Origin of the sequence: Pseudomonas alkylphenolica (assembly GCF_000746525.1) — a bacterium.
Classification (GTDB): domain Bacteria; phylum Pseudomonadota; class Gammaproteobacteria; order Pseudomonadales; family Pseudomonadaceae; genus Aquipseudomonas; species Aquipseudomonas alkylphenolica.
This window is the reverse complement of the sequence record NZ_CP009048.1, coordinates 732001-755283: the sequence shown is the minus strand read 5'-3', so window position 1 is coordinate 755283 and position 23283 is coordinate 732001. Positions and strand designations below refer to the sequence as shown.

The window sequence follows — 23283 nt, the reverse complement described above, 5'->3', positions numbered from 1 at the left end:
CTTTATCGTACGGCTGAGTAAGCGCAGCCTTACCAGCCCCCAGGCAACCAGCCCAGTGCACTGGCAATCGCATAGGCCATGCTGCACAGGTACAGAATCACCACCAGTACCTGGATCAGCGGATGGGCGATCCAGCCGCACTGCCAGGCCGGAACAATGTCACCGTTCTTGCGCGCCGAACGCAGCATCAGGATCGGCATGATCGAGAGGATCACGCCACTGAACACCCCGGCGAAGTACAGGGCGTTGACGAAGCCGACCATGCCACTGTAAGCCAGGATGAACGGCGGTACGCAGACGATGCCAAGCACCAACAGACGGTTCTTGGGGTTGCTTTCCGAGCCCAGGCTTTTGAACTTGTCGAAGATATTGGTCAGGAAGCTGCCGCCCAGGCCCCAGTAAGACGTCATCATCGCGCACAAGGCAAAGGTGTTGGCGGTGTAGAACGCCCACTGTCCAAGAGCCTGGCCCCAGGCCAGGGTGGCGACTTCGGTCTGGTTTTCCAGGCCGTTCAGGGCAATCACCGACATCGGCACGATCGCCAGCAGGATGAAGGTAATCACCATCCCGGTGATAACTGCGACGGGCAGTCGCTTGGGTGCATGGCTGAAACCACGAGCCATTTCCGGCACCACGTACTGCGCCGAAAAACAGAACACGGCAATGTTGAACACCGGGATCATGTAGATCCAGCTGCCCTCGAACAGGTTGGCAAAGTCGGTGCGCTCGTTGATCAGTGTCGCAATCACCAGCACCAGGGTCATCGAGACCATGCCGATGCTGATGAACTTTTCACCCTTGCCGATCGCCTTCAGTCCCAGGTACAGCACAAATGCCGCAGGCAGGAAGAACAGCAGGCTGCCCAACGCCGGACTGATACCGAAGAACTCGCTGAGGATCTTGCCGCTGCCGCTCATGTAGGCGGTCAAGGCGCCGATGCTGTTGACTGCCACCGAAAGGAAGATCGCCCAGGCACCGAAGGAGCCGACATAGCGTTGCGCCAGGCCGCTCAACTGATGATGGCTGCGGGTACGCAAGGTCGTTTCCGAGACATAGAGCATGGAGATGGTGGTGAAGACACCGGCAACCGCCAGCCACAAAAGCAGCGGCATGTAACCGGCCAGACGGCTGGCATAGGCCATCGACAACACGCCGGCACCGATGTTGGTGCCGACGATCATCGCTACGGCCTCGACGAAGGTCAGGCGTTTGACCTCAAGGCCCGATGATTCGGAAACGGACGCGTCAGCACCGCCCACGGCGATGTTGGGGTTTGCACTCATGATCACACTCACTGCGTATTTATATTTATTACCGGAAGCACCTGAAACGATGCGTCACAGGCCCATCGCCTGGGCGATGGCTCTGTGCCATGGATTTTTCGAGCGGCGGGCAAAATATCACACATGATGTTCGAAATAACATTCATTCGAATGTGTGAGAGTGTGAACCGAGATTTCAGGAAATTTGTTTAAAAGCAGGTGGTTAGCGATCTTCAACGTTGTAACGCAGAGGTCAAGCCCGACCAAGGTCGGGCTGCCTCGCAAGCGAGTACGATCAGAATTCCAGGCAGATCTTGCCGAAATGCTGGTTGCTTTCCTGGTAACGGAACGCATCGACGATCTGTTCCAGAGCGAAGGTTTTGTCGATCACCGGACGCAAACCGTTGGCATCGATTGCCCGCACCATCGCCTGCTGCTGGGCTCGGCTGCCGACCAGTACCCCTTGCAAGCGGATCTGGCGTACCAGTGCCTGCACCAGCGGCAGCTGGCCGGCGACCCCGGTGAGAATTCCGATCAGCGAAATGTGCCCGCCAATCCGCGCGGCGATCATCGATTGCTCAAGGGTCGCCGGGCCGCCCACTTCGATAACGTGATCCACCCCACGATTACCCGTGAGCTGGCGCACCGTTTCGCCCCACGCCGGCGTCTTGCGGTAGTTGATCAGGTGATCGGCGCCCATGGCCTTGAGGCGTTCAAGTTTCTCGTCACTGGACGAGGTGGCAATCACCGTGGCGCCAGCCAGTTTGGCGAATTGCAGGGCGAAGATCGAAACACCGCCAGTGCCCTGCACCAGCACGGTATCGCCCGGCTTGAGTGAGTCGTCGGCCATCAGCGCGCGCCAGGCGGTAAGCCCTGCGGTGGTGAGGGTCGCCGCCTCGGCATGGCTGTAGCCTTTGGGGGCATGGGTAAACGACGTAGCACGCGCGGTGACCAGTTCGCGGGCATAGCCATCGATACCGTCTCCTGGCACTGTGGCAAAGCCTTCCACCAGCGCCTGGCCGTCGAGCCAGTCGGGGAAGAAGGTGCTGACCACGGCATCACCCACAGCAAACTCCGTCACGCCGCTACCCACAGCAGTAACCACACCGGCACCGTCAGCCATGGGGATGCGCGACTCGGTCGGTCCCCACATGCCGCTGACCACGGCAAAATCGTGATAGTTGAGCGAGTTGGCGTGCAGACGAACGGTAATCTCGCCAGACTTGGGTGCGGCTGCCTCGCAGATACCGACTTGAACCTTGTCGTAACCACCGCCCGCCTGGACATAAATAGCCTTGCTGGTCATGCGAACCTCCTGGTTGGATCGGGTAAATAGCTGATCAGTCTTTGCCTCGACTTGGCAGCGGTCAAGCGCCAGCTCTTGCGAAATATCCAGACAAACAACCATAATGCGAGTAATTATCAATTACTGCGCTAGTTGCCGTTCATGCCCGCTCCCGATCATGCCGCTCTGCACACGCTCTACAGCGAACACCACGGTTGGCTGAAAGGCTGGCTACGCGCCCGCCTGGGCAACGCCAGCGATGCTGCTGACCTGGCCCAGGACACCTTTATCCGGGTACTGACCGCGCGCAATGCCCAGACCATTCGCGAGCCGCGCAGCTATCTGGGTGCCATCGCCAATGCATTGATGATCGACAAATTCCGCCGCAAGGCACTGGAGCAGGCTTATCTTGCCGAGCTGGCAAGCCGTCCGGAACGGATGGCCGATTCACCGGAAAAGCGCTTGCTGATCCTCGAAACTCTGGTGGCTGTCGACACCCTGCTCGACGGATTGGGTGAGCGCACCCGCCGCATCTTCCTCGCGGTGCAACTGGAAGGCCTGAGCTATGTCGCCACTGCTGAGCGCCTGGGGGTTTCGGTCACCACGGTGAAAAAGCACCTGATCCGCGCCATGACCCATTGCCTGCTGCTGACGGACGACTGAATGGCTCAAGCTCTGGATTACCGCACCCTCGAAGCCGCTGCCACCTGGTATGTCCAGCTCAACGCGGCGCAGCCCAGTGACGCCCAACTGCAAGCCTGGCAGGACTGGCTGGGCAAAAGCCAGGCGCATGCCCAGGCCTGGGCCCGGGTGGAAAAGCTGCAACGCCAATTTGGCAGCCTGCCGGCCGATGTCGCCCTGCCGACCCTGGCTGGCGTCCGGGCGCGCCGTCGTGCCGTGCTAAAGACCCTGGCCATGCTCCTGGCCGTCGGCGCCACCGGCTGGAGCGTGCATGAGAGCACCCCGGCGCTGGCGCTGATGGCCGAACTGCGTACCGCCAAGGGGCAACGGCGCCAGGTCCGGCTCAGCGATGGCAGCCAGCTCGAACTCAATTCCGATAGCGCCGTAGATATTCACTTTGATGGTCTGCAGCGCCAGTTACGCCTGTACCGCGGCGAGATCATGGTGCAGACCGCCAGCGATCCCGCCGCCCGGCCCTTCGAAGTGCAGACCGCCGAGGGCCGCGTACGCGCCCTGGGTACGCGCTTCAGTGTGCGCAGCGACGACGGCCAGAGCCGGGTCAGCGTGTTGCAGCACGCGGTGGAGATCCGTCCTGTGGATAACCCGCTGCTGATGCTGCGCCTGAACGCCGGGCAATCGGTCAGCTTCGATCAGCGGCAGATCGGTAGCGCCCATAGCGCTGCACCCGGCACCGGTGCCTGGACCCAAGGGATGTTGACGGTGATCGAATGGCGCCTGGCTGATTTTGTCAGCGAGCTGCGCCGCTATCGCCCGGGCATGCTGCGCTGCGCCGAAGGCATTGCCGATTTGCGTCTGTCCGGCGCCTTTCGCATCGACGATACCGACACCATTCTGGAAAACCTCAGCGCCTCGTTACCGGTCAAGGTGCGCTACCTGACCCGCTATTGGGTCAGCATCGAAGCGGTCTGAATAATTTCAATAAAAGGGTTGCCGATTTTCATTCTCATTCGGCTACGCAGTTAAAGCAGCAAATTCAGCTGCACCTCTGCCCAGCCAATCGAAGGAAAACCTGCATGACCCGCATTTGCCCCCGGGCACCCCGCCCTCTGGTTCGCGCCGTTCACCTGGCGTTGTTCGGCCTGACCCTGGCGCCACTGCCGATGCTGGCATTGCTGCCGGCGCAGGCCATGGCACAGAGCGCCAGCAAAAATTTCCAGATCGCTCCGGGGGCACTGGGCACCAACCTCAGCCTGTTCGCTACTCGCGCCAACATCACCCTGTCGTTCGATGCCCGTGAAACCCAAGGTAAGCAATCGGCTGGGCTGCAGGGCGACTATTCGGTAGAGGAAGGTCTGGCGCGCCTGCTGCAGGGCAGCGGCCTGCAGGCCCAGCGTCAGAGCAATGGCGGCTATGTACTGATCCCGGCCGGCAACGGTGACGCCCTGGAGCTGGGGGCGACCAGCATCAACGGCCAGCTCCTCGGCGAAACCACGGAAAACACCGGCTCCTACACCACCGCCGCCTCCCGGACCGCAACCAAGCTACCGTTGTCGATTCGCGAAACGCCGCAATCGATCACCGTTGTCACTCGCCAGTTGATGGATGACCAGGGCGCCCAGAGCATCTCCGATGTGTTGCGCAATACCCCCGGTGTATCGGCGCAGACCTACGACAGCGACCGTACCGAATTCACCAGTCGCGGCCTGGTCATCACCAACTACCAGTACGATGGTGTGAACACCATTTATGACGGTGTTTATGACGAGGGCACTGCCCATGTCGACATGGCCATCTACGACCGAGTCGAAGTACTCAAGGGTGCGACCGGCCTGATGACCGGCTCCGGCGATCCGTCCGCGACGGTGAACCTGATCCGCAAGAAACCCACCGCACAGTTCCAGGCCTCGCTCACCGGCAGTGCCGGCAGTTGGGACAACTATCGCGGCGAAGGCGATGTTTCCGGACCGCTTAACAGCAGCGGCACCCTGCGCGGCCGTTTTGTCGGCGCACAACAGGACAAGAAGGGTTATCAGGATCACTACCAGCAGAAGAAAGAGGTGTACTACGGCATTCTCGAAGCCGACATCACTCCCGATACCCTGCTGACAGTCGGCATCGACCAGCAGAACACCACCCCGCGCGGTACCTCCTGGACCGGCAACCCGGTGTATTTTACCGACGGCGGCCGTACGGATTTCTCCCGTTCGTTCAACCCGGGCGCCGACTGGAGCCGTCGCGACTTCCAGAACCGCACCTACTTCGCCTCCCTGGAACAGGCACTGGCCAACGACTGGTCACTCAAGTTCAGCGTCAACCAGTTGCAAAGCGATCACGACACCCGCCTGGCTTCGGCCAGTGGCGGCTCGCCGGACCGCGACGGCAACGGCATGTTCTTCTTCTGGGGGCGCTGGGAAGGTCATCGGGTACAGAACTCTGCTGACCTGAACCTCTCCGGACCTTTCACCCTGTTCGGTCGCCAGCATGATCTGGTCGTCGGTTATAACACTGCCCACTCACGCCAGACCGGCAGCACCTGGGACACCAGTGAATTCGCTATGGTGCCGGGCAGCATTTTCGACTGGGACGGTCACATCGGCGTGCCGGACTTCCCGAAAAACGGCAAGTATGAGCAGAAGAAAAGCCAGAACGGCGCCTACATCGCCACCCGCCTGCGCCCCACCGATGAGCTGTCGGTGATCCTCGGTACCCGTGTCAGCACCTTCAAGTACCACGATAACTATGATTACGACGGTCTGAACCCGACTGTCTTCGCCGACAACTCCGCGAGCTACAAACAGCATGGCGTGGTCACGCCCTATGCCGGCGTGGTGTATGACCTGAACGACACCTATTCGGTGTACACCAGCTACACCTCGATCTATCAGCCGCAGAGCAACAAGGACGCCAACGGCGCCACTCTCGACCCGGTCGAAGGCGACAGCTATGAAGCCGGTCTGAAGGCGGCTTACTTCGACGGCCGACTCAATGCCAGCCTGGCCTTCTTCCGTATCGAGCAGGACAACGTCGCCGAGTCGATCGGCTCCAACCCGCTCACCAACGAAGGCATCTACAAAGCCACTAGCGGCGCAACCACCAAGGGCCTGGAACTGGAAGTTGCTGGTGAGCTGATGGAAGGCTGGAACCTCTCGGCCGGCTACACCTATGCCCGCTCCCGCGATGCCGACGAACAACACATCTACGGCTTCCCGATGAGCACCAGCAAACCTGAGCATTTAGTGCGTGTGTTCACCACCTACCGTCTACCAGGCATGCTGGACAAGGTAACTGTCGGTGGTGGAGTGAACTGGCAGAGCGCGTTCTACGGCAAGATCTACAGCGGTGCGGTGAACGACTACACCTACATCAAGCAAGGCGGCTATACCCTGGTCGACCTGATGAGCCGCTACCAGTATGACGAGCACCTGAGCTTCACGGTCAACGCCAACAACGTGTTCGACAAACGTTACCTGAGCGGGCTGGGCAACTTCGACACCACCTACTATGGTGAGCCGCGCAATGTGATGCTGACCACGCGCTGGGACTTCTGAGTGTTCATCGCGGGGCAAGCCCGCTCCCACCGAATGTCACCGGTGGGAGCGGGCTTGCCCCGCGATAGGCTTCAACCTCGAAGCAACGCCTGCAACGCCCGGCAATCCGCCGCATGCCAGTCAACCAATTCCGGCCATGGATTGTCGGGCAGGTTGACCAGGACGGTCCGGGCCCCCGCCGCACGACCGCAATCGAGGTCAAAACGGTAATCACCGACCATGACCATCTCGGCCGGCGCCACATCCCACGCCTCAGCCAGCTTCAACAAGCCACCGGGGTGCGGCTTGGGTGGCGCTTCATCACGTCCGAGCACGTACGGCTCGGCAAAGCAGTCGGCCAGGCTGATGGCTTGCAGCGTGACATGCGCCAGCTCCCGCGCGTTGCGGGTGAGGATCCCCAGCTTACAGCCGCGTCCGGCCAGCTCACGTACCAGTTCCACGGCACCGACCGCAGCCTGCGAACCGATCGCCAGATCACGTTCATGCTCCAACAACCAGGCATGCTTGGCCGCCGCTTCGGCAGCAGGCAACGCCGCCAGATGGGTAAGGATGTCGTCCGCCGGCGGAATTTCCAGGGCCTCGCGAATGGCCGCGAAGTCATGTACTGCGACGGTCAGGGTGCCGTCCATGTCGAACACCCAGTGACGAATATCCTTGAGGCTCATGCCCAGTCCTTGCGCTGACGGATCAGGCCTTCCTGGCAGGACGAAGCCACCAGTTGCCCCGCCTGGTTGAAGATGTTGCCACGGGAAAAGCCGCGGGCATTACCCGCCCAGGAACTGTCCATGGCATACAGCAGCCATTCGTCAGCGCGCAGATTGCCGTGGAACCACAGCGCATGATCGAGGCTGGCGACCTGCATGTCCTTCTGCCACACCGATTTGCCATGCGGCAGCAACGAGGTGGTCAACAGGCCGAAGTCCGAAGCATAGGCGAGCATGTACTTATGCAGTGCAGGCACGTCCGGCAGGTTACCGTCAGCACGAAACCAGATGTACTTCACCGGCTCGCCCGGCTTGGGATTGAACGGGTCTTCTGCGGTGACCGGGCGCATTTCGATCGGCTTGGCGCACAGCATCTTGTCGCGGATCGCCTCTGGTAGACGGTCGGCCATGCGTTGGGCCAGCTCCACTTCCGAAGGCAGGTTTTCCGGACCTACCACCGCAGGCATCTGCGTCTGGTGGGCGAAACCCTCTTCGTCATACTGGAACGACGCGCTGCAGGTAAAGATCGGCTGGCCCTTCTGGATCGCCGTCACCCGCCGGGTACTGAAACTGCCGCCATCGCGTACCCGGTCAACCGAGTAAACCACCGGCATCGTCGCATCACCCGGACGCAGGAAATAACCGTGCAATGAATGCACATGGCGTGCTTCTTCGACCGTCTGGCTGGCGGCCGACAACGACTGCCCCAGTACCTGGCCACCGTACAGCTGGCGAAAACCCAGATCCTGACTGCGTCCGCGGAACAGGTTTTCCTCAATGGCTTCCAGACTCAGCAAGTCGACCAGATCGTCCAACACGTGGCTCATTCAAGATTCTCCAAAGCAATGCGCAACTGCGACAAATGATACAGGGTTTGTCATAGCTCACCTGTATGTTGTGCAATTCAGCCACGCAGGGTCTGTTGCCACTGGGCCCGGTTGATGCGGTACAGCACATGGGCCCGCAAGGGGTGGTCCTCGGGCAGTTTCGGGTGCAGGAAACTGCCGGTCAGGTCCTGTTGCATGCCAATGGCCTGCATGACCTTCTGCGACGGTAAATTGCTTTCAGAAGTGAACGACACCACCTGCTCCAGGCCCAATTGGGCAAAGGCGCAACGCAGACTGGTCCAGGCCGCCTCGCTGGCGAAACCCAGGCCCCAATGACGACGAGCCAGGCGCCAGCCGATCTCCACGGCTGGCGCAAAATCGGCGTCGAAGCTGACATTGAGCAAACCGGTCATGCCGATGAAGGCACCGGAATCCTTGCGTTCCAACGCCCACAAACCAAAACCGTACTCATTGAAATGGCCACGGATACGGCCGATCAGTGCGGCGCTTTCAAGGCGCGTCAGCGGGGCGGGAAAATAGCGCATGACCTGAGGGTCGGCGCACAGGGCGGCGAACTCGTTGAGGTCGTCATCCTGCCATTGGCGCAGCACCAGTCGTGCGCTTTCCAACTCGAGTATGGGGGGCATCGCCTGCTCCTGAACACATCACCTGCAGTTTACAGCGTAGGCAGACGCAGGAAAGCTGGCGAATCGGCTGACACAGCAGGTGTCGTAGAAGACTTTTTTCACATCCACTTCACCTGCTCTGCACAGGTCGTCACCTACAGTGCTGCCACGCTTGTGGTACCTGCCCCCTCCCGGCTGCCACTCAATCCGATTCCGTTATGGAGTAGCAGCATGTTGCCAAACCCGGCGCAGAACACGGCCCTGTCAGCGCTCAAGCGACGACGTTTTCCTTCGGTCAAAACCGCACTCATCGGCGTGTGCATCCTCCTGGCATTGGCCACCCTCACTACGTGGGCAGCAACGAGAACCCGAATTGTGGACTTGGGCAGTGACAATCAAATGCACAGCAGCGGTGTTTACAGTGAATGGTCCAAGGGCGCGGTGATCGTACTGATCCGTCATGCAGAGCGCTGTGATCGCTCAAGCAACGCTTGTCTTGGCGACCCGACCGGGATCACTGTGGCCGGCAGTCAGGCCGCCACGGACGTTGGCCATGGTTTGCAGCACTTGGGCCTGGATAGCGCCGAGGTGCTCAGCAGTCCGCAGGTCAGGACCCGCCAGACCGCGCACTTCATCTTCGGTAAAGCCATCAGCAGCGAAGAATGGGTGCAACAGTGTGACCAGGACTTCGCCAAGACCGCCCTGGCGCACAAGGCGCCGAAGCACAACCTGGTGCTGGTGACCCACAGCGGCTGCATCGACCATATGGAGCGTCAGTTGAAGGTGCCCGGCGGTCAGCGCTCCAGCGACTATGCCAGTGCATTGTTCGTCTCGGTCGCCGCCACCGGCAAAGCGAGAATCCTCGGCCAGATGAACGCCAGCGAATGGCAAAAAATTCTTAACAGTACACGGACCTGAGCATGCGGGCCGGCTCAACGCCATGCCAGCATCACTACGCCCAGAGTGACCAGGCTGATACCCGCCCACTGACGTAGATCGAGCTTCTCGCCGAGCAGGGTCACCCCCAGCACGGCGACCAGCACCACGCTGAGTTTATCCACAGGGGCAACCTGAGACGCCTGGCCCAATTGCAGTGCGCGGAAGTAGCAGATCCAGGAAGCCCCGGTGGCCAGCCCGGACAGCACCAGAAACAGGTAGCTGCGCGGCGAAATCGAAGCCAGTGACTGGTACTGCCCGGTGGCGTAGAGAATCAGCGCCAGGCTGATCAGTACCACCACGGTACGCAGCAAGGTGGCGAAGTCGGAATTGATACCGCTGATGCCGACTTTGGCAAAGATCGCAGTCAGCGCTGCGAAGATAGCCGAGAGAACAGCCCAGAACGTCCAGGAAGCCAGCATGCATGCGCCTTTTTAATGAGTCGTGCCTCCTACAAAGTAGCGCAACGGCAAGCGCAACTGGCAAGATCGAGCCCTGACTTGCTCAAGAATCTGCCATGCCCCTGCCGCTGATCTACCACGACGACTACAGCCCGGCGTTTCCCGCCGAGCACCGCTTTCCGATGGACAAGTTCCGCCTGCTGCGCGATCACCTGGTCGACAGTGGACTGACCACCGACCAGGACTTGCTGCGCCCGCAGATCTGCCCCAACGATATCCTCGCCCTGGCCCATGACCGCGATTACATCGAACGCTACATGAATGGCGAGTTGTCACGCGAAGACCAGCGCCGCCTCGGCCTGCCCTGGAGCGAAGCCCTGGCCCGACGCACGGTAAGAGCGGTCGGCGGCTCGCTGCTGGCCGCCGAACAGGCCCTGGAGCATGGCATCGCCTGTCACCTGGCCGGCGGCACTCACCACGCCCACTACGACCATCCCGCCGGCTTTTGCATCTTCAACGACCTGGCGGTGATCAGCCACTACCTGCTGGAAGCCGGACGGGTGCACAAGGTGCTGATCTTCGACTGCGACGTGCACCAGGGCGATGGCACCGCGCGGATTCTCCACAACACCCCCGACGCCATCACCGTGTCCTTGCACTGCGAGCAGAACTTCCCGGCACGCAAGGCCCAGAGCGACTGGGATATCCCCTTGCCCCGCGGCATGGGCGATCAGGCCTATCTGAAAGTGGTAGAGGACGCCCTCAACTACCTGTTGCCGATGTACCGCCCGGACCTGGTGCTGTATGACGCTGGCGTCGATGTGCACAAGGACGACGCCCTGGGGTATCTGCAACTGACCGATGAAGGCGTCGCAGCCCGTGATGAGCATGTCCTGCGCCAGTGCCTGGGGCGCGATATCCCGGTGGTCGGGGTGATCGGTGGCGGCTACAGCAAGGACCGCCAGGCCCTGGCACGCCGCCATGGCATCCTTCATCACAGCGCCAAGCGGGTACTGGGTTACTCACAATGACTGTGGAACCGCCTGTGGATAACCTGCGCGAAAGCCACTGCAGCCCTTTGCCCGTATGGGTTTGAAGCGGCTGTACATTTTTTGCTCAGTGTTTCCGCCTGCCGCGCTGAGGTAGAATGCCGGCTCTTTTTCCCAGCTTGCAGCCGACCATGACCGACACCCCCGCCACCCACCGCCCACACGTTGTCATTATCGGAGGCGGGCCGGCCGGGTTGATGGCCGCCGAAGTGCTCGGCCAGGCCGGGGTCGCGGTGGATCTGTACGACGCCATGCCTTCGGTAGGACGCAAATTCCTCCTGGCCGGGGTCGGTGGCATGAACATCACCCATTCCGAACCCTACCCGGCGTTCATTTCCCGTTATGCCGAGCGCAGCGCTGAAATCGCCGGATTGCTCGAAGGCTTCGACGCCGACGCCCTGCGCCAGTGGATTCACGATCTGGGCATCGAAACCTTTGTCGGCAGCTCTGGCCGGGTCTTTCCCCGTGAGATGAAAGCCGCCCCGCTGCTGCGCGCCTGGCTCAAGCGCCTGCGCGATACCGGGGTAGTTATCCACACCCGTCACCGCTGGCTTGGCTGGAATGCCGATGGCAGCTTGCGTGTGGCTTATCCACAGGGCGAACTGACGCTCAAGCCTGCTGCCACCCTTCTGGCCTTAGGTGGCGGCAGCTGGGCACGCCTGGGTTCTGATGCAGCCTGGTTGCCCTGGCTTGTGGATAAAGGCGTACAGGTCGCGCCGTTACAGGCCGCCAACAGCGGATTCGAGGTGCATGCCTGGAGCGATCTGCTCAAGGACAAGTTCGCTGGCGCACCGCTGAAAAACATCGCCCTGAGCCTTGCAGGTCAGGCGCCGCGCCTGGGTGAGTGCATTGTCACTGCGCAAGGGCTGGAGGGCAGCCTGGTGTATGCCTGGTCGGCGCAGATCCGTGAAGCGATCAACCGTGCAGGCAGCGCCACGGTGTTGCTCGACCTGTTGCCCAATCGCACTGTGGATAACATTCAGAAGGCTTTGGCCAAGCCACGCGGCTCACGTTCGATGGCCAAGCACCTGCACAGCCAGTTGGGCCTGGACGGGGTCAAGGCGGCGTTGCTGCGCGAGCTGACCGATGCGCAGAGCTTTGCCGACTCGGCGTTACTGGCCCAGGCAATCAAGGCCCTGCCGATTGTGCTGGTGCGCCCTCGCCCGCTGGATGAAGCGATCAGCAGCGCCGGTGGGGTTATGTTTGAGGCGATGGATCAGCGTTTGATGCTCAAGGCGCTGCCGGGGGTGTTTTGTGCCGGCGAGATGCTCGACTGGGAGGCGCCGACCGGGGGGTATCTGTTGACGGCGTGTTTTGCCAGTGGGCGCAAAGCGGGGCTTGGGGTTCTCGACTGGCTGAAAAACTGATCGCGGGACAAGCCCGCTCCTACCAGCCTGGTGGGAGCGGGCTTGCCCCGCGATAGCTAACTCAAGGCTTACGCTTGCGCGGCCCGGTATTGAAGGTTGGCACCTTGCGCACCGGTTTGGCCGCAGGCGCTGCTGCCGGCGTATCGCCACTGTCCATCCAGCGACCCAATGTACGCTTGCCGCTACTTTCCTTGGGCTTCTTCGGTTTCTTCGGCTTCTTCAGCACCTGCCCGCTGGCATCGGTCATCGGCACCTTGTGATCAGGAATGAAATCCGGTTCTTCATGGCGCGGCAAGGTCTTGCGGGTCAGGGTTTCAATAGCCGATAGCAGCTGCACTTCATCGGCGCACACCAGCGAGATCGCCTCGCCGCTGTTGCCTTTACGACCGGTGCGGCCAATACGGTGGATATAGTCTTCAGCCACGATCGGCAGGTCGAAGTTGACCACCAGCGGCAGGTCGTCAATGTCCAGGCCGCGTGCCGCCACATCGGTGGCTACGAGGATCTGGATCTCTCGCGCCTTGAAACTGTCCAGGGCACGCTGGCGGGTCGCCTGGGGTTTGTCGCCATGGATGCCATCGGCGTTCACGCCCTGACCGCGCAGACGCTCGACCAGTTGATCGACACCGTTGCGCGTCTTGGCGAACACCAGCACCTGCTTCCAGCGCTGCTTGCGCATCAGGTGGCTGAATAGCTCTGGCTTGCGCTTCTTGTCCACCGGGACGATCCACTGCTTGACCGTGCTGGCAGTGACGTTGCGCGGGCTGACTTCGATGCTCAACGGATCATTCAGGGTCTGCGCGGCCAGTTGGCGGATTTCGTCGGAAAAGGTCGCCGAGAACAGCAAGGTCTGCCGCCGTGCCGGCAAGGCGGCATACACCGCACGCAGCTCTTCGGCAAAGCCCAGGTCGAGCATGCGGTCAGCTTCGTCGAGTACCAACGCCTGAAGCTGATTGAATTTCACCGCGTTCTGACGGAACAGATCGAGCAGGCGCCCAGGTGTTGCCACCAGCAGGTCGATGCCCTTGCGCAGTTTCATCATCTGCGGGTTGATGCTGACGCCACCGTAGACCGCATAGGTGCTCAGCGGCAGGTGTTCGGCGTATTCACGGATGTTGCTGTGCACCTGTTCGGCCAGCTCGCGGGTCGGAACCAGCACCAGCGCGCGCACCGAGTTGCTGGCAACCTTGGCGCCTTCCAGGGTCAGGCGCTGCAACAGCGGCAGGGCGAAGCCTGCGGTCTTGCCGGTACCGGTCTGGGCTGCGGCCATCAGGTCGCGCCCGGCCAGCACGGCAGGGATGGCCTGGGCCTGGACTGGCGTCGGGGTGTTGTAGTCCAGGCGCTCAAGCGCGCGCAGCAAGGGTTCAATCAGGCCGAGTTTGGCGAATGTCATGGCAGTACCGTCAGGGGAATTCAGCAATGGCGGCAGTTTACCTTGTTCCGCCAGCACCTTCCTGACAAACCGCTGTTACTTGCACAGCTCGCCTTCTACCTGCGCTTGTGGCTTGACCTGCTCGGCTGTCGGCTTGCGCCACTGCGGCAGACCGATCAACACCACCGCACCGATGATGACCGCCATCGCCACGCACTCCTCGAAACCGATCTGCTCGCCGGCAAACAGGATGCCGAGCAGCACCGCTACCGCCGGGTTGACGTAGGCGTAGCTGGTGGCCGCCGCCGGACGCACATGCTTGAGCAGGTACATGTAGGCGCTGAAGGCCAGAATCGAGCCGAAGAACACCAGATAAGCCAGCGCGCCCCAACCAGCGGCGGTGGGCATCTGGGTCATGCGCTCGCCACTCAGGGCGCTGCCCAGCAGCAAGGCGGCACCACCCACGAGCATCTCGGCGGCGCTGGCCATCGGCCCCTGAGGCAATGGCAGGCTTTTGCTCCAGACCGAGCCGAACGCCCACGATGCGGCGGCAAACAGGATCAACGCGGCGCCCATAGGGCTGGCCTGCAGGTTGGACCCCAGGTTAAGCATGGCAATCCCGACCAGGCCGAGGACGATCCCGGCCCATTCCAGGCGGGTGTTGCGATGCCCCCAGAACAAGCCGAATACCAGAGTGAACAACGGCACCGTGGCGACCGCCAACGCCGCCACCCCGGAGGCTACGCCAGCGTGTTCGGCCAGCGTCACGCCCCCGTTGCCACAGCTGAGCAACAGCACGCCAATCGCACCTGCTGCACGCCATTGTGGCCAGGTCGGCGCCGGCACACCGCGCCAGCGCAGGAAGCCGTACAACAGCGTACCGGCAATCACAAAGCGCACGCCCGCCATCAGCAGCGGCGGCCAGGATTCGACACCGATACGAATGACCAGGTAAGTCGAGCCCCAGACCAGGTACAAGGCGAGGAAGGCGCCGATCAAAACCAATGGAAAGCGACGAGAGGCAGACATGGGGGGCTCGAATTCTGATTGTCGGGGGATTAGTTTAGAAAGGCACGCGTGCAAACATAAGTTACAAAACCTGTTTAAACAAACCGTACACTTTCGAAAGCACGGTTATTCAGGCAATCAACCTTTGATTCGAAACACGCCCCGAGAAGACCATGGACAAGTACGATCGAATGCTCCTCAGCGCCTTGCTGGAAAACGGCCGCGCCTCGTTTGCAGAGCTAGCCCGCAAGGTTAACTTGTCTGCCCCGGCGGTCGCTGAACGGGTCGCCAAGCTTGAAGCCAGCGGCGTGATCACCGGCTATCAGGCCAAGGTCGATCTGGAGAAGATCGGTTTGCCGATCCAGTGCATGATTGAACTGCGCCTGGCCAGCCACGGTAATCAGCAGACCTATGAAGAGCTCTCGCAGATTCCGCAATTGACCGAGTGTCACCGGGTTACCGGCGACCCTTGCGTGATCATGCAGGCTGCCGTGGCCTCGATGCCTGAGCTGGAGGCGTTGATCAATCGCGTCGCCCAGTTCGGCTTCAGCAAGACCTCGATCATCCTCTCCAGCGCGGTGGAGCGCCGCTTGCCGCTAGGCCACCTCGAGCACAACGGCAAGAAACCCTAGCGGTAGGTCTTCAGCGCCTCGGCGATCTTCGCCGCCGGGACTTTCTGCAAGCTGCAGAACAACTGGTGGGACACCGCACTGACGCCTTGCTCACGCAACTGCCCGGCCAGATGCTGGGCCAGGTTGGCGGCCATTTCCGCATCGGCCATGGCCCGGTGAGCGGTGCCGGTGTCGGGCAGGCCGGCCCAACGGGTCAAGGTGCCGAGCTTGTGGTTCGGTGCCGCCGGCATCAGGCGCCGGGCCAACAGCATCGAACAGGCGAAGCGCTGGCTGCGGCTGCGACCGATCTGCGCCAGTTCGTAATCCCAGAACTTCTGGTCGAACGAGGCGTTGTGCGCCAGCATCGGTGTGTCGCCAACAAACTCGGCGACTTCGTTCATCACCCGGGCAACAGGCGGCGCGCTACGCAGCATGGCCGTGGTGATGCCGGTCAGCGAGGCAACGAAGGCCGGTACCGGCAAACCTGCATTCATCAGGCTCTGGTAGCGGTCGACAATGCGCCCCCGTTCGAGCATGACCACCGCCACCTCAGTAGCGCGGCAATTGGCACCGGGCGAAATACCGGTGGTTTCAAAGTCGATGACAGCAATACGTTCCAAAACAAAACCTCAGTAAAACCTAGTGCCTGAGCAACAGGCTGCCCTCGATGGGCACATAGCGGCTGGCAGCGCGAATCAGCGAGTTGGCGGTAAGGCCCGGGACACCATAGGCGACGGCTTCAATACCATGGCGACTGATGACGCGTTCAAGCAGCAGATCGAAATCACCGTCACCGGACGCCAGCACCACTTCATCGACCCGCGCGGCGGCATCGATCACGTCCAGGGTGATACCCACATCCCAATCGCCCTTGGCCGAGCCATCGCTGCGCTGAATGTAGGGTTTGAGTTTGACGGTGAAACCGAGGTTGCGCAGGATCTGCTGAAACTGCTGCTGTTTGCTGTCGCCGCGGTCGATGGCATAGGCGACTGCCTCGACGATCTGCCCATGCTGGCTGATATCGGCCCACAGCGCCGCGTAATTGAAATGACAGCCATAGGCCTGGCGCACGGTGTAGTAGAGGTTCTGCACATCGGCGAATACCGCGATCTTCTTCACCGTTCTTCCTCATGGCGCCGTGGCGCGGTTGCCGGCCGCCGCACACCGGGGCCGTTTCGGCGCCCAGTATGCCAGCCTGGAGGCGGTGCGGGTATGCGCGCTCAGACGAAGCTGTCGTCGCCGCCGAAGAATCCGCCGTCGTCACTGCTGTAATCGCTGTCCATGAAGCTGCCCTGATCGTTGGCGTAGTCGCTGTTGTCGGCGGTCAGGCGCTGCTCGTCATTGCTTCCCCAGCTGTCGCTGGCGGGTGCGGGCTCTTCCTTGATCACCTCGACCACTTCTTCGGGTTGTGAATGCTGGTTGAACAGGCTGCTGATGCCCTGCGCCAGCATGACCCCGCCCGCCACACCGGCAGCGGTCTGCAAGGCGCCGCCGAGAAAGCTGCTAGCGCCACCACGGGCAGGCGCCTGAGCGGGCGCTGCGTTGAAACCTTGCTGCGCGCCAGCGCCGGGCTGATTGAACGAACGCGACGGTTCACGCCAGCCGCCACCGCCCGGAGTACTGGCCGGTGCTTGTGACTGCGGCTGAGAATCACGGGTGCCGCTACCGAAGATGCTCGAAAGAAAGCCCCCACTGTTGCTCGGCGTAGTGGCTGCCACTTGTACCTTGGCCTGTTTCAGCTCGGCCTGCAGCTGCTTGTTCTGCTCGTCCAGGCGTTTGAGCGCCGTTTCCTGAACCAGGATCGCCTGTGCCATGTAGTAGGGCGCTGCCGGTTGCTGCTGCAGGTGCTCGGCAATGCGCGCCTGAGCCTGGGCATCACGGGGGACGGCCGGGTCTTCGGCTTGCCTGAGTCGGCCGAACAGGCCATCGATCAGGGTTTGTTCTTCACTGTTCATGGGCAACCTCACACAAGAGCCGGGGGAATTCAGGTTCACTGAAAATGGGGTGCCAAGGCCGTGGATTCAACACAAGGCGCGATGAAACTTTCTTCAGGTTGGGGGCTGGCTGGGCTAAAGTTACGCCCTGCTTTTTTCAACTACGATATCGACCGATGAATCCGCTCAGCGTTCTGCGTGACTCCCTGTACTTCTTCCGCCGCCACCTGCTGAGCATCGCCCAGCTCTGTTTGCCGCTGGTGGTGCTCGAAGCACTCTGCACCCAATTGCTCTACCAACAGCTGGGCAAGGACGCGTCACAGGCCTATGGCATGCTTGCCAGCCTGTTGTTCTACCCACTGTACAGTGCCGCGCTGATTCTCTACCTCGACACCCGCAGCAACGGCTATACCCCGCTCAAGCGCAACCTGCTGGCCATGGCCCTGCGCCTGTGGCCATCGTTCGCCTTGATGGTGATGCTCAGCTCGCTGCTGATCATGGCCGGCGCCGCACTGTTCATCCTTCCGGGGATCTGGGTGATGATCAACCTGGTGTTTGCCGAGTACCTGCTGGTACTGCGCGGCCTGCCGCCGCTGGCTGCCATGCGCGAAAGCTTCCAGATGACCACCGGCAACTTCTGGCGAATCCTCACCTGCATCCTCGGTGTAATGGCCCCTTTGTGGTTAATCGATGGCCTGAGCCAGATGCTGATCCCCGAGCCTTCGCCCCTGGCGCAACTGGCCCTCGACAGCGCCAATGGCTTCTTGCAGCTGTTCAGTACGGTGGTGATGTTCCGTCTGTACATGCTGGTCAGTGAAGCGGTCGTGGAACCGCCAGCACCCTGAGCGGTTTCAGGGCCGGATGGCTACTTGCGCGGCTTGGCCCGCGCCGTAGCCTCGGCGATCAACGGGTCGTCCGGCCAGTAGTGTTTCGGGTAGCGGCCCTTGAGGTCCTTCTTCACCTCGGCATAGGTACTGCGCCAGAAGTTGGCCAGATCCTGGGTGACCTGCACTGGGCGTCGCGCAGGCGACAGCAGGTGCAGCAGGACTTGCTGACGCCCCTGGGCGATACGCGGGGTTTCGGCCAGCCCGAACAGCTCCTGCAGGCGCACAGCGAGGATCGGCGGCGTTTCGCTGTAATCCAGGCGGATATTCGACCCCGAAGGCACGCTCAGGTGCATCGGCGCCCATTCATCCAGACGCTGCGGCAGCGGCCAGGGCAGCAGATTGCGCAGCATCGACGACAGGTCGAGCTGGGCAAAATGGCTCAGGCGGGTAACCTTACCCAAGTAGGGTTGCAGCCACTCCGGCAGACTTGCCAGCAGGGCCTCGTCGCTTAGATCAGGCCATTCGCTTGCACCGTTGGCTGCCAGATCAAGCTGGCGCAACAGGGCAACCCGCGCTTGCCACTGACGCAGCTCGGGCGTCCATGACAGCATTTCCAGGCCCTTGCGTCGTACCAACTCAAGCAGCGCCCGCGCACGGGCATCTGCATCCAGACCGGTCAACGGCTCGCGGCTGAGCACCAGCTCGCCGACCTTGCGCTGGCGCTCGGCGCGCAATACGTTTTCACGCTCGTCCCAGTCGAGGATGTCGACACTGCGCACCTGCTCGACCAGTACCCCGTCAAACAAGGCAGGATCGAACTCAGCAGCCAGATAGATGCGCTCTTCGCGCTGACCCTGGCGACTGCCAAGGTCGGCGATCACCAGCCACGGACACTTCATCAGCGCATCGGGCTCGCCAAACAGCGCCGCGCGACCATTGGCCAGACGGTACTCGGCGCCACCGGCGCGGCGCTGCTGAGCAACTCGGTCCGGATAAGCCAGCGCCAACAATGCACCCAGCCAGCGGGAGTGCTCGGGGTCGGCAACCGCAGAGCGCGCTTTGCCACGCAGATAGCCACGATACTGCCGGGCCAGTTGCCGGGCACGTTGCACTCCACCCTGCCCGCCTTTGTTCGCGCGGGCTTCACCGCTGAGCAAGGCCAGGCGGCTGTGCAGATCGGCGCCAGCGCCGCGCAGAATATCGCGCTCGCCCAGCAGCGCAGCGACGTCACAGGCCATGGCCGCCAGCCCCAGGTCCTGACCACGCAACAACAGATGGGCGATGCGCGGGTGTGCGGGTAACTCGGCCATGGCCTGGCCGTGCTCATTCAGGCTGTCCCGACTGTCAGCCTTGAATGCCCCCAGGCGCTGCAACAGATCCAGGGCCTGTGCATAAGCAGCTGCAGGAGGTTGATCAAGCCAGCGCAATTGATCCGGGGTGACACCCCAGCGCGCCAGCTGCAAGGCCAGCCCGGCGAGGTCGGCCTGAAGAATTTCGGCGCTGCCGTAAGCGGCCAGCTGCTCATGCTGGGCCTCGGACCACAGTCGATAACACACCCCCGGCTCAAGGCGACCGGCACGACCGGCACGCTGGGTGGCACTGGCCCGCGAGATACGCTGGGTGTCGAGGCGGGTCATGCCGCTGCCCGGGTCGAAGCGCGGCACACGCGCCAGGCCGGCATCGATCACCACGCGCACACCATCAATGGTCAGGCTGGTCTCGGCAATGTTGGTCGCCAGCACCACCTTGCGTTTACCGGGCGGCGCAGCATCAATGGCCGCGCGCTGAGCATTGAGCTCCAGTTCGCCGTGCAATGGGCACAAGAGAATGTCCTGACGCTCACCCAGCGCCTCCTGCAACGACTGGTGCACCCGGCGGATTTCGGCCTGACCGGGCAGAAACACCAGCAGGCTGCCTGACTCGTCGGCAATAGCCTGCAATACGCAATCGACCACCCGTGGCTCGATGTACTCGCCCGGCTGGAACGGCCTGCCCCAGCGTATATCGACCGGGTACATACGCCCTTCACTGCTGACCACCGGTGCCTCATCGAGCAAGCTCGACAGGCGCTCGCCTTCAAGGGTTGCCGACATCAGCAGAATCTTCAACGGCGGCTTATCACGCAGTAGCTCACGGCCATTGAGGCTCAGGGCCAGGGCCAGGTCAGCGTCGAGGCTACGTTCGTGGAATTCGTCGAAAATCAGCAACCCGACGCCTTCCAGCGCCGGATCGGCCTGCAGACGGCGGGTGAGGATGCCTTCGGTGACCACTTCAATCCGGGTTTCGGGACCGACTTTGCTGTCCAGCCGAATCCGGTAGCCGACCGTTTGCCCGACCTGCTCGCCCAACTCGCTGGCCAGTCGCTCGGCCGCCGCGCGGGCGGCAAGCCGGCGCGGCTCAAGCATGAGAATGCTCTGCCCTGCCAGCCACGGCTCGTTGAGTAGCGCCAATGGCACACGGGTGGTCTTGCCCGCGCCGGGTGGCGCTTCCAGTACCGCTTCATGGCGCAGGCTCAAGCCTTCACGCAAGGCTGGCAGTACGGCATCGATCGGTAACGAAATCATGGTGGCCCTCAAACAATTCGCCCAGTATAACGGCGAACCGAGCCTGCTCTATCATGGTCTTAGCTGTAGATACCGGCTCTTTGCCTGTATCTTTGTGGCCCTCACTCCGGAGATTTCCATGCGTATTCCCTCCCGCGTCATCGGCGGCGTCCTGATAGCATCCTTGCTGACCCAACTGACGGCCTGCGGCACCATCTTCTACCCAGACCGGCGCGGCCAGATCGAAGGCAAGATCGACCCTGTGGTGGCGGCAATGGATGCCATTGGCATCCTGTTCTACGTGCTCCCCGGGTTGATCGCTTTTGGTGTCGACTTCGCCACCGGTGCCATCTATATGCCTGGAGGGCGAAACGCGCAGATCGCACCGGAAAAACTCAACCAGGCCATCAGCGCTGATGGCAAGGTCGATAACAGCAAGCTGCAGGCCATCCTCGAAAGCGAGCTGGGCCTGCGCTTGCCGCTCAACGACCCGCGCCTGATCCAGCACAAGGGCAGTGTCGAGCAACTGGCGATGTACGGCCTCAAGCCCGCCGCTTGAGCAACGCACAGGAAGCCCCGGCAGCATGACCTCTTCGGCTGAACATCAACGTCTGCTGCGCCTGGCCACCCGCGCTTCGCTGGCGGTGGCCAGCATCCTGATCCTGACCAAGGCGGTGGCCTGGTGGCTCAGCGGCTCGGTAAGCCTGTTGGCCGGGCTGACTGACTCGGCGCTCGACGGCGTGGCCTCATTGCTCAACCTGCTGGCGGTGCACTACGCCTTGCGCCCGGCCGATGACGATCACCGTTACGGCCACGGCAAGGCCGAAGCCATGGCTGGCATGGCCCAGGCGCTGTTCATCGCGGTGAGTGCCGTGCTGATCGGCGTACAGGCCGTGGAACGCCTGCAAAATCCCCAACCGCTGGGCGACACCGCCATCGGCATCGCGGTGATGCTGCTGTCACTGGCGCTGACGGTGGCCTTGTTGACGCTGCAAGCCCGGGTGATACGCATCACCGGCTCGACCGCGGTGCGTGCCGACTCGCTGCATTACCGTTCCGACCTGTTGCTCAACGGCAGCATCCTGGTTGCCCTGGTCCTGGCACGCCTGGGCTGGCCGCAAATGGACGCCTTCTTCGGTCTGGGCATTGCCCTGTACATACTCTGGAGCGCGCTGCAGATCGCCCGGGAAAGTACATCGATCCTGATGGACGAGGAACTGCCCGGCGATATCAGCGAACAGATGCTGGCCCTGGCCTGCAGCGTGCCTGGCGTGCACGGTGCGCATGATTTGCGCACGCGAGTTTCCGGTAGCCACTGGTTTGTCCAGGTGCACCTGGAGTTGCCGGGCAACATGCCGCTAACCGATGCCCATGCGCTGTGCGATCAAGCGGCAGCAGCCATTCACGGCAAGTACCCAAAAGCGGAAGTGTTGGTACATGCCGATCCAGTGGATTGAGCCGGCGTATCAGTTAACGCTGTAACCCCGCCCGCTCAAGCAAGCCCTCAGCGCTTGCCGGTAGCTGTCCGTCACTTGTATAGCCGGTGCATAAGTCGCTTTGGCCGGATCGAAGCCGCTTTGCTGCACCGCCCAACGGTGGCACTCGTAGCGATCCCGATCAGCCTGTTCCGGACTTTGCCCGGAAACCGGATTGGCAACGACGTCGTAGTCATTTTCCATTGGCTGAGGCTCTGTGCTGGCCACCGGCGGATTGACCACAATGTACTCGTTGCTGTCTTGCAGGTACTGGTAGTAGGTACCTGCGACAAGGAAATACAGCGAATCGGCGACCCACACTTCGCGGGCGTAATCCGGCAAGTAGCCGACCCGCATACCGTAGTGAGGCGCTACCACCACATAGCGGGGCCCTTGCGGACGGTACCAGTACCCACCGGAATAAAAGTAATCGCTACCACGGTAGGGCACACGCCAGTACTGGTCAGGAAACTGCTCGATCACCTGACCGGGTCGGTAACGCGGCCCGCTGCCCCAGCCGTTGCCATGACCATCAGGCCGCCCCGGCCAGTTATCCTCCTGCGGTCGCTGTTGCGGCCCACCCGCCTGATAGTAGCGGTTGCCATTGTTGTGCCGAGGAATGTCCTGGTAGTACCCGGTTCGCGGCGGCTGGGTCTGGCGCACCTCGTCCGGACGTGACTGCAGGGGCGACGTCCCTTGAGACTGCTCGGCGCCTTGTCCGCCATACCCGTCACCCGATCCACCCTGCCCCTCGGCCAATGCCTGCAGGTTGATAGTGATGCACAACAAACCTGCACCGGCCAGACACCAGCTACGTGACTTCATGTTGTTCCTCTCGGACCGTTGAGATGGGCCTGTGGATAAGA

23 protein-coding genes are annotated in these 23283 nt (G+C 61.9%); 10 read left to right on the top strand and 13 right to left on the bottom strand.

Annotated features, from left to right (window positions below):
• Window positions 1-29 precede the first annotated feature (29 nt).
• Together PSAKL28_RS03565 and PSAKL28_RS03560 are read right to left on the bottom strand one after the other, a co-directional pair.
• Window positions 30-1283 carry an aromatic amino acid transport family protein gene (locus tag PSAKL28_RS03565; RefSeq protein ID WP_051939156.1) on the bottom strand — a complete coding sequence of 418 codons (1254 nt, stop codon included), beginning with the start codon at window positions 1281-1283 and terminating at the stop codon, window positions 30-32.
• A gap of 274 nt (window positions 1284-1557) precedes the next feature.
• Window positions 1558-2568, bottom strand: coding sequence for a zinc-dependent alcohol dehydrogenase family protein (locus PSAKL28_RS03560; RefSeq protein ID WP_038606678.1), 1011 nt, complete (start codon window positions 2566-2568; stop codon window positions 1558-1560).
• 141 nt (window positions 2569-2709) lie between these two features.
• Between PSAKL28_RS03560 and PSAKL28_RS03555 the strand changes: the two genes are divergently transcribed.
• The 3 genes from PSAKL28_RS03555 to PSAKL28_RS03545 all read left to right on the top strand — a co-directional run bounded on the left by PSAKL28_RS03555 (window position 2710) and on the right by PSAKL28_RS03545 (window position 6737).
• Window positions 2710-3210, top strand: a complete 501-nt coding sequence (locus PSAKL28_RS03555) for a sigma-70 family RNA polymerase sigma factor (protein WP_038606675.1) — start codon at window positions 2710-2712, stop codon at window positions 3208-3210.
• Window positions 3211-4158 carry a FecR domain-containing protein gene (locus tag PSAKL28_RS03550; protein WP_038606672.1) on the top strand — a complete coding sequence of 316 codons (948 nt, stop codon included), beginning with the start codon at window positions 3211-3213 and terminating at the stop codon, window positions 4156-4158.
• 104 nt (window positions 4159-4262) lie between these two features.
• The gene (locus PSAKL28_RS03545) at window positions 4263-6737 is read left to right on the top strand and encodes a TonB-dependent siderophore receptor (protein ID WP_084589065.1); all 2475 of its coding nucleotides are present in this window, start codon (window positions 4263-4265) and stop codon (window positions 6735-6737) included.
• Between the two features lie 71 nt (window positions 6738-6808).
• Here PSAKL28_RS03545 and PSAKL28_RS03540 read toward each other — a convergent pair whose 3' ends face one another.
• The 3 genes from PSAKL28_RS03540 to PSAKL28_RS03530 form a co-directional block, all read right to left on the bottom strand.
• Window positions 6809-7402, bottom strand: a complete 594-nt coding sequence (locus PSAKL28_RS03540) for an HAD family hydrolase (protein ID WP_038606669.1) — start codon at window positions 7400-7402, stop codon at window positions 6809-6811.
• Window positions 7399-8268, bottom strand: a complete 870-nt coding sequence (gene tesB / locus PSAKL28_RS03535) for an acyl-CoA thioesterase II (protein WP_038606666.1) — start codon at window positions 8266-8268, stop codon at window positions 7399-7401. Before tesB ends, PSAKL28_RS03540 begins: the two co-directional genes overlap by 4 nt.
• 77 nt (window positions 8269-8345) lie before the next feature.
• Window positions 8346-8915: a GNAT family N-acetyltransferase gene (locus PSAKL28_RS03530; RefSeq protein WP_038606664.1), complete on the bottom strand. Its 570-nt coding sequence runs from the start codon at window positions 8913-8915 to the stop codon at window positions 8346-8348.
• Between the two features lie 210 nt (window positions 8916-9125).
• On the opposite strand from PSAKL28_RS03530, the gene pmrG reads away from it, so the two are divergent.
• On the top strand, window positions 9126-9812 hold the full coding sequence (gene pmrG, locus PSAKL28_RS03525) for a lipopolysaccharide core heptose(II)-phosphate phosphatase PmrG (protein WP_038606662.1): 687 nt from the start codon (window positions 9126-9128) through the stop codon (window positions 9810-9812).
• Window positions 9813-9826: 14 nt separating this feature from the next.
• On the opposite strand, the gene PSAKL28_RS03520 is transcribed toward pmrG, so the two are convergent.
• The gene (locus PSAKL28_RS03520) at window positions 9827-10252 is read right to left on the bottom strand and encodes an EamA family transporter (protein ID WP_038606660.1); all 426 of its coding nucleotides are present in this window, start codon (window positions 10250-10252) and stop codon (window positions 9827-9829) included.
• A gap of 95 nt (window positions 10253-10347) precedes the next feature.
• Here PSAKL28_RS03520 and PSAKL28_RS03515 point away from each other — a divergent pair, with 95 nt between their 5' ends.
• A complete protein-coding gene (locus PSAKL28_RS03515) occupies window positions 10348-11262 on the top strand; it encodes a histone deacetylase family protein (protein ID WP_038606657.1) in 915 nt (304 codons plus the stop codon).
• A 149-nt stretch (window positions 11263-11411) separates the two neighbouring features.
• A complete protein-coding gene (locus tag PSAKL28_RS03510; protein ID WP_167335107.1) occupies window positions 11412-12647 on the top strand; it encodes a TIGR03862 family flavoprotein in 1236 nt (411 codons plus the stop codon).
• Window positions 12648-12708: 61 nt separating this feature from the next.
• Here the strand turns inward: PSAKL28_RS03510 and rhlE1 are convergent, their stop codons facing one another.
• Both rhlE1 and yedA read right to left on the bottom strand, forming a co-directional pair.
• Window positions 12709-14040, bottom strand: a complete 1332-nt coding sequence (gene rhlE1, locus PSAKL28_RS03505; RefSeq protein WP_038616218.1) for an RNA helicase RhlE1 — start codon at window positions 14038-14040, stop codon at window positions 12709-12711.
• Between the two features lie 75 nt (window positions 14041-14115).
• Window positions 14116-15048 (bottom strand): drug/metabolite exporter YedA, encoded by a 933-nt coding sequence (gene yedA, locus PSAKL28_RS03500; protein ID WP_038606652.1) that lies wholly within the window; start codon window positions 15046-15048, stop codon window positions 14116-14118.
• Between the two features lie 152 nt (window positions 15049-15200).
• Here yedA and PSAKL28_RS03495 point away from each other — a divergent pair, with 152 nt between their 5' ends.
• On the top strand, window positions 15201-15659 hold the full coding sequence (locus tag PSAKL28_RS03495) for an Lrp/AsnC family transcriptional regulator (RefSeq protein WP_038606649.1): 459 nt from the start codon (window positions 15201-15203) through the stop codon (window positions 15657-15659).
• On the opposite strand, the gene PSAKL28_RS03490 is transcribed toward PSAKL28_RS03495, so the two are convergent.
• The 3 genes from PSAKL28_RS03490 to PSAKL28_RS03480 all read right to left on the bottom strand — a co-directional run bounded on the left by PSAKL28_RS03490 (window position 15656) and on the right by PSAKL28_RS03480 (window position 17593).
• Entirely contained in the window at window positions 15656-16258 is a 603-nt protein-coding gene (locus PSAKL28_RS03490; RefSeq protein ID WP_038606646.1) for a 3'-5' exonuclease, read from the bottom strand. The two genes, PSAKL28_RS03495 and PSAKL28_RS03490, sit on opposite strands and share 4 nt — an antisense overlap.
• Before the next feature lie 19 nt (window positions 16259-16277).
• A complete protein-coding gene (locus PSAKL28_RS03485; protein ID WP_038606644.1) occupies window positions 16278-16757 on the bottom strand; it encodes a LabA-like NYN domain-containing protein in 480 nt (159 codons plus the stop codon).
• Between the two features lie 101 nt (window positions 16758-16858).
• Complete coding sequence (locus tag PSAKL28_RS03480) at window positions 16859-17593, bottom strand: DUF2076 domain-containing protein (RefSeq protein WP_038606641.1); 735 nt, start codon at window positions 17591-17593, stop codon at window positions 16859-16861.
• A 155-nt stretch (window positions 17594-17748) separates the two neighbouring features.
• On the opposite strand from PSAKL28_RS03480, the gene PSAKL28_RS03475 reads away from it, so the two are divergent.
• Window positions 17749-18417, top strand: a complete 669-nt coding sequence (locus PSAKL28_RS03475; protein WP_038606638.1) for a membrane protein — start codon at window positions 17749-17751, stop codon at window positions 18415-18417.
• Window positions 18418-18437: 20 nt separating this feature from the next.
• On the opposite strand, the gene hrpB is transcribed toward PSAKL28_RS03475, so the two are convergent.
• Window positions 18438-20963 carry an ATP-dependent helicase HrpB gene (hrpB, locus tag PSAKL28_RS03470; RefSeq protein ID WP_038606635.1) on the bottom strand — a complete coding sequence of 842 codons (2526 nt, stop codon included), beginning with the start codon at window positions 20961-20963 and terminating at the stop codon, window positions 18438-18440.
• Between the two features lie 118 nt (window positions 20964-21081).
• Here hrpB and pmcY point away from each other — a divergent pair, with 118 nt between their 5' ends.
• Window positions 21082-21501 carry a periplasmic Zn2+ metallochaperone PmcY gene (gene pmcY / locus PSAKL28_RS03465; protein WP_038606632.1) on the top strand — a complete coding sequence of 140 codons (420 nt, stop codon included), beginning with the start codon at window positions 21082-21084 and terminating at the stop codon, window positions 21499-21501.
• A gap of 25 nt (window positions 21502-21526) precedes the next feature.
• Complete coding sequence (locus PSAKL28_RS03460) at window positions 21527-22399, top strand: cation diffusion facilitator family transporter (protein ID WP_038606630.1); 873 nt, start codon at window positions 21527-21529, stop codon at window positions 22397-22399.
• Window positions 22400-22408: 9 nt separating this feature from the next.
• Here PSAKL28_RS03460 and PSAKL28_RS03455 read toward each other — a convergent pair whose 3' ends face one another.
• Complete coding sequence (locus PSAKL28_RS03455) at window positions 22409-23242, bottom strand: DUF6515 family protein (RefSeq protein WP_038606628.1); 834 nt, start codon at window positions 23240-23242, stop codon at window positions 22409-22411.
• Window positions 23243-23283 lie beyond the last annotated feature (41 nt).

Coding starts and splice junctions, on each gene's coding strand:
- rhlE1 (WP_038616218.1), bottom strand. CDS start 14,040: ATGACATTCGCCAAACTCGGCCTGATTGAACCCTTGCTGCGCGCGCTT.
- PSAKL28_RS03460 (WP_038606630.1), top strand. CDS start 21,527: ATGACCTCTTCGGCTGAACATCAACGTCTGCTGCGCCTGGCCACCCGC.
- tesB (WP_038606666.1), bottom strand. CDS start 8,268: ATGAGCCACGTGTTGGACGATCTGGTCGACTTGCTGAGTCTGGAAGCC.
- PSAKL28_RS03560 (WP_038606678.1), bottom strand. CDS start 2,568: ATGACCAGCAAGGCTATTTATGTCCAGGCGGGCGGTGGTTACGACAAG.
- pmcY (WP_038606632.1), top strand. CDS start 21,082: ATGCGTATTCCCTCCCGCGTCATCGGCGGCGTCCTGATAGCATCCTTG.
- PSAKL28_RS03480 (WP_038606641.1), bottom strand. CDS start 17,593: ATGAACAGTGAAGAACAAACCCTGATCGATGGCCTGTTCGGCCGACTC.
- hrpB (WP_038606635.1), bottom strand. CDS start 20,963: ATGATTTCGTTACCGATCGATGCCGTACTGCCAGCCTTGCGTGAAGGC.
- PSAKL28_RS03540 (WP_038606669.1), bottom strand. CDS start 7,402: ATGAGCCTCAAGGATATTCGTCACTGGGTGTTCGACATGGACGGCACC.
- PSAKL28_RS03495 (WP_038606649.1), top strand. CDS start 15,201: ATGGACAAGTACGATCGAATGCTCCTCAGCGCCTTGCTGGAAAACGGC.
- PSAKL28_RS03565 (WP_051939156.1), bottom strand. CDS start 1,283: ATGAGTGCAAACCCCAACATCGCCGTGGGCGGTGCTGACGCGTCCGTT.
- PSAKL28_RS03555 (WP_038606675.1), top strand. CDS start 2,710: ATGCCCGCTCCCGATCATGCCGCTCTGCACACGCTCTACAGCGAACAC.
- PSAKL28_RS03510 (WP_167335107.1), top strand. CDS start 11,412: ATGACCGACACCCCCGCCACCCACCGCCCACACGTTGTCATTATCGGA.
- PSAKL28_RS03545 (WP_084589065.1), top strand. CDS start 4,263: ATGACCCGCATTTGCCCCCGGGCACCCCGCCCTCTGGTTCGCGCCGTT.
- PSAKL28_RS03455 (WP_038606628.1), bottom strand. CDS start 23,242: ATGAAGTCACGTAGCTGGTGTCTGGCCGGTGCAGGTTTGTTGTGCATC.
- pmrG (WP_038606662.1), top strand. CDS start 9,126: ATGTTGCCAAACCCGGCGCAGAACACGGCCCTGTCAGCGCTCAAGCGA.
- PSAKL28_RS03550 (WP_038606672.1), top strand. CDS start 3,211: ATGGCTCAAGCTCTGGATTACCGCACCCTCGAAGCCGCTGCCACCTGG.
- PSAKL28_RS03520 (WP_038606660.1), bottom strand. CDS start 10,252: ATGCTGGCTTCCTGGACGTTCTGGGCTGTTCTCTCGGCTATCTTCGCA.
- PSAKL28_RS03475 (WP_038606638.1), top strand. CDS start 17,749: ATGAATCCGCTCAGCGTTCTGCGTGACTCCCTGTACTTCTTCCGCCGC.
- PSAKL28_RS03530 (WP_038606664.1), bottom strand. CDS start 8,915: ATGCCCCCCATACTCGAGTTGGAAAGCGCACGACTGGTGCTGCGCCAA.
- yedA (WP_038606652.1), bottom strand. CDS start 15,048: ATGTCTGCCTCTCGTCGCTTTCCATTGGTTTTGATCGGCGCCTTCCTC.
- PSAKL28_RS03515 (WP_038606657.1), top strand. CDS start 10,348: ATGCCCCTGCCGCTGATCTACCACGACGACTACAGCCCGGCGTTTCCC.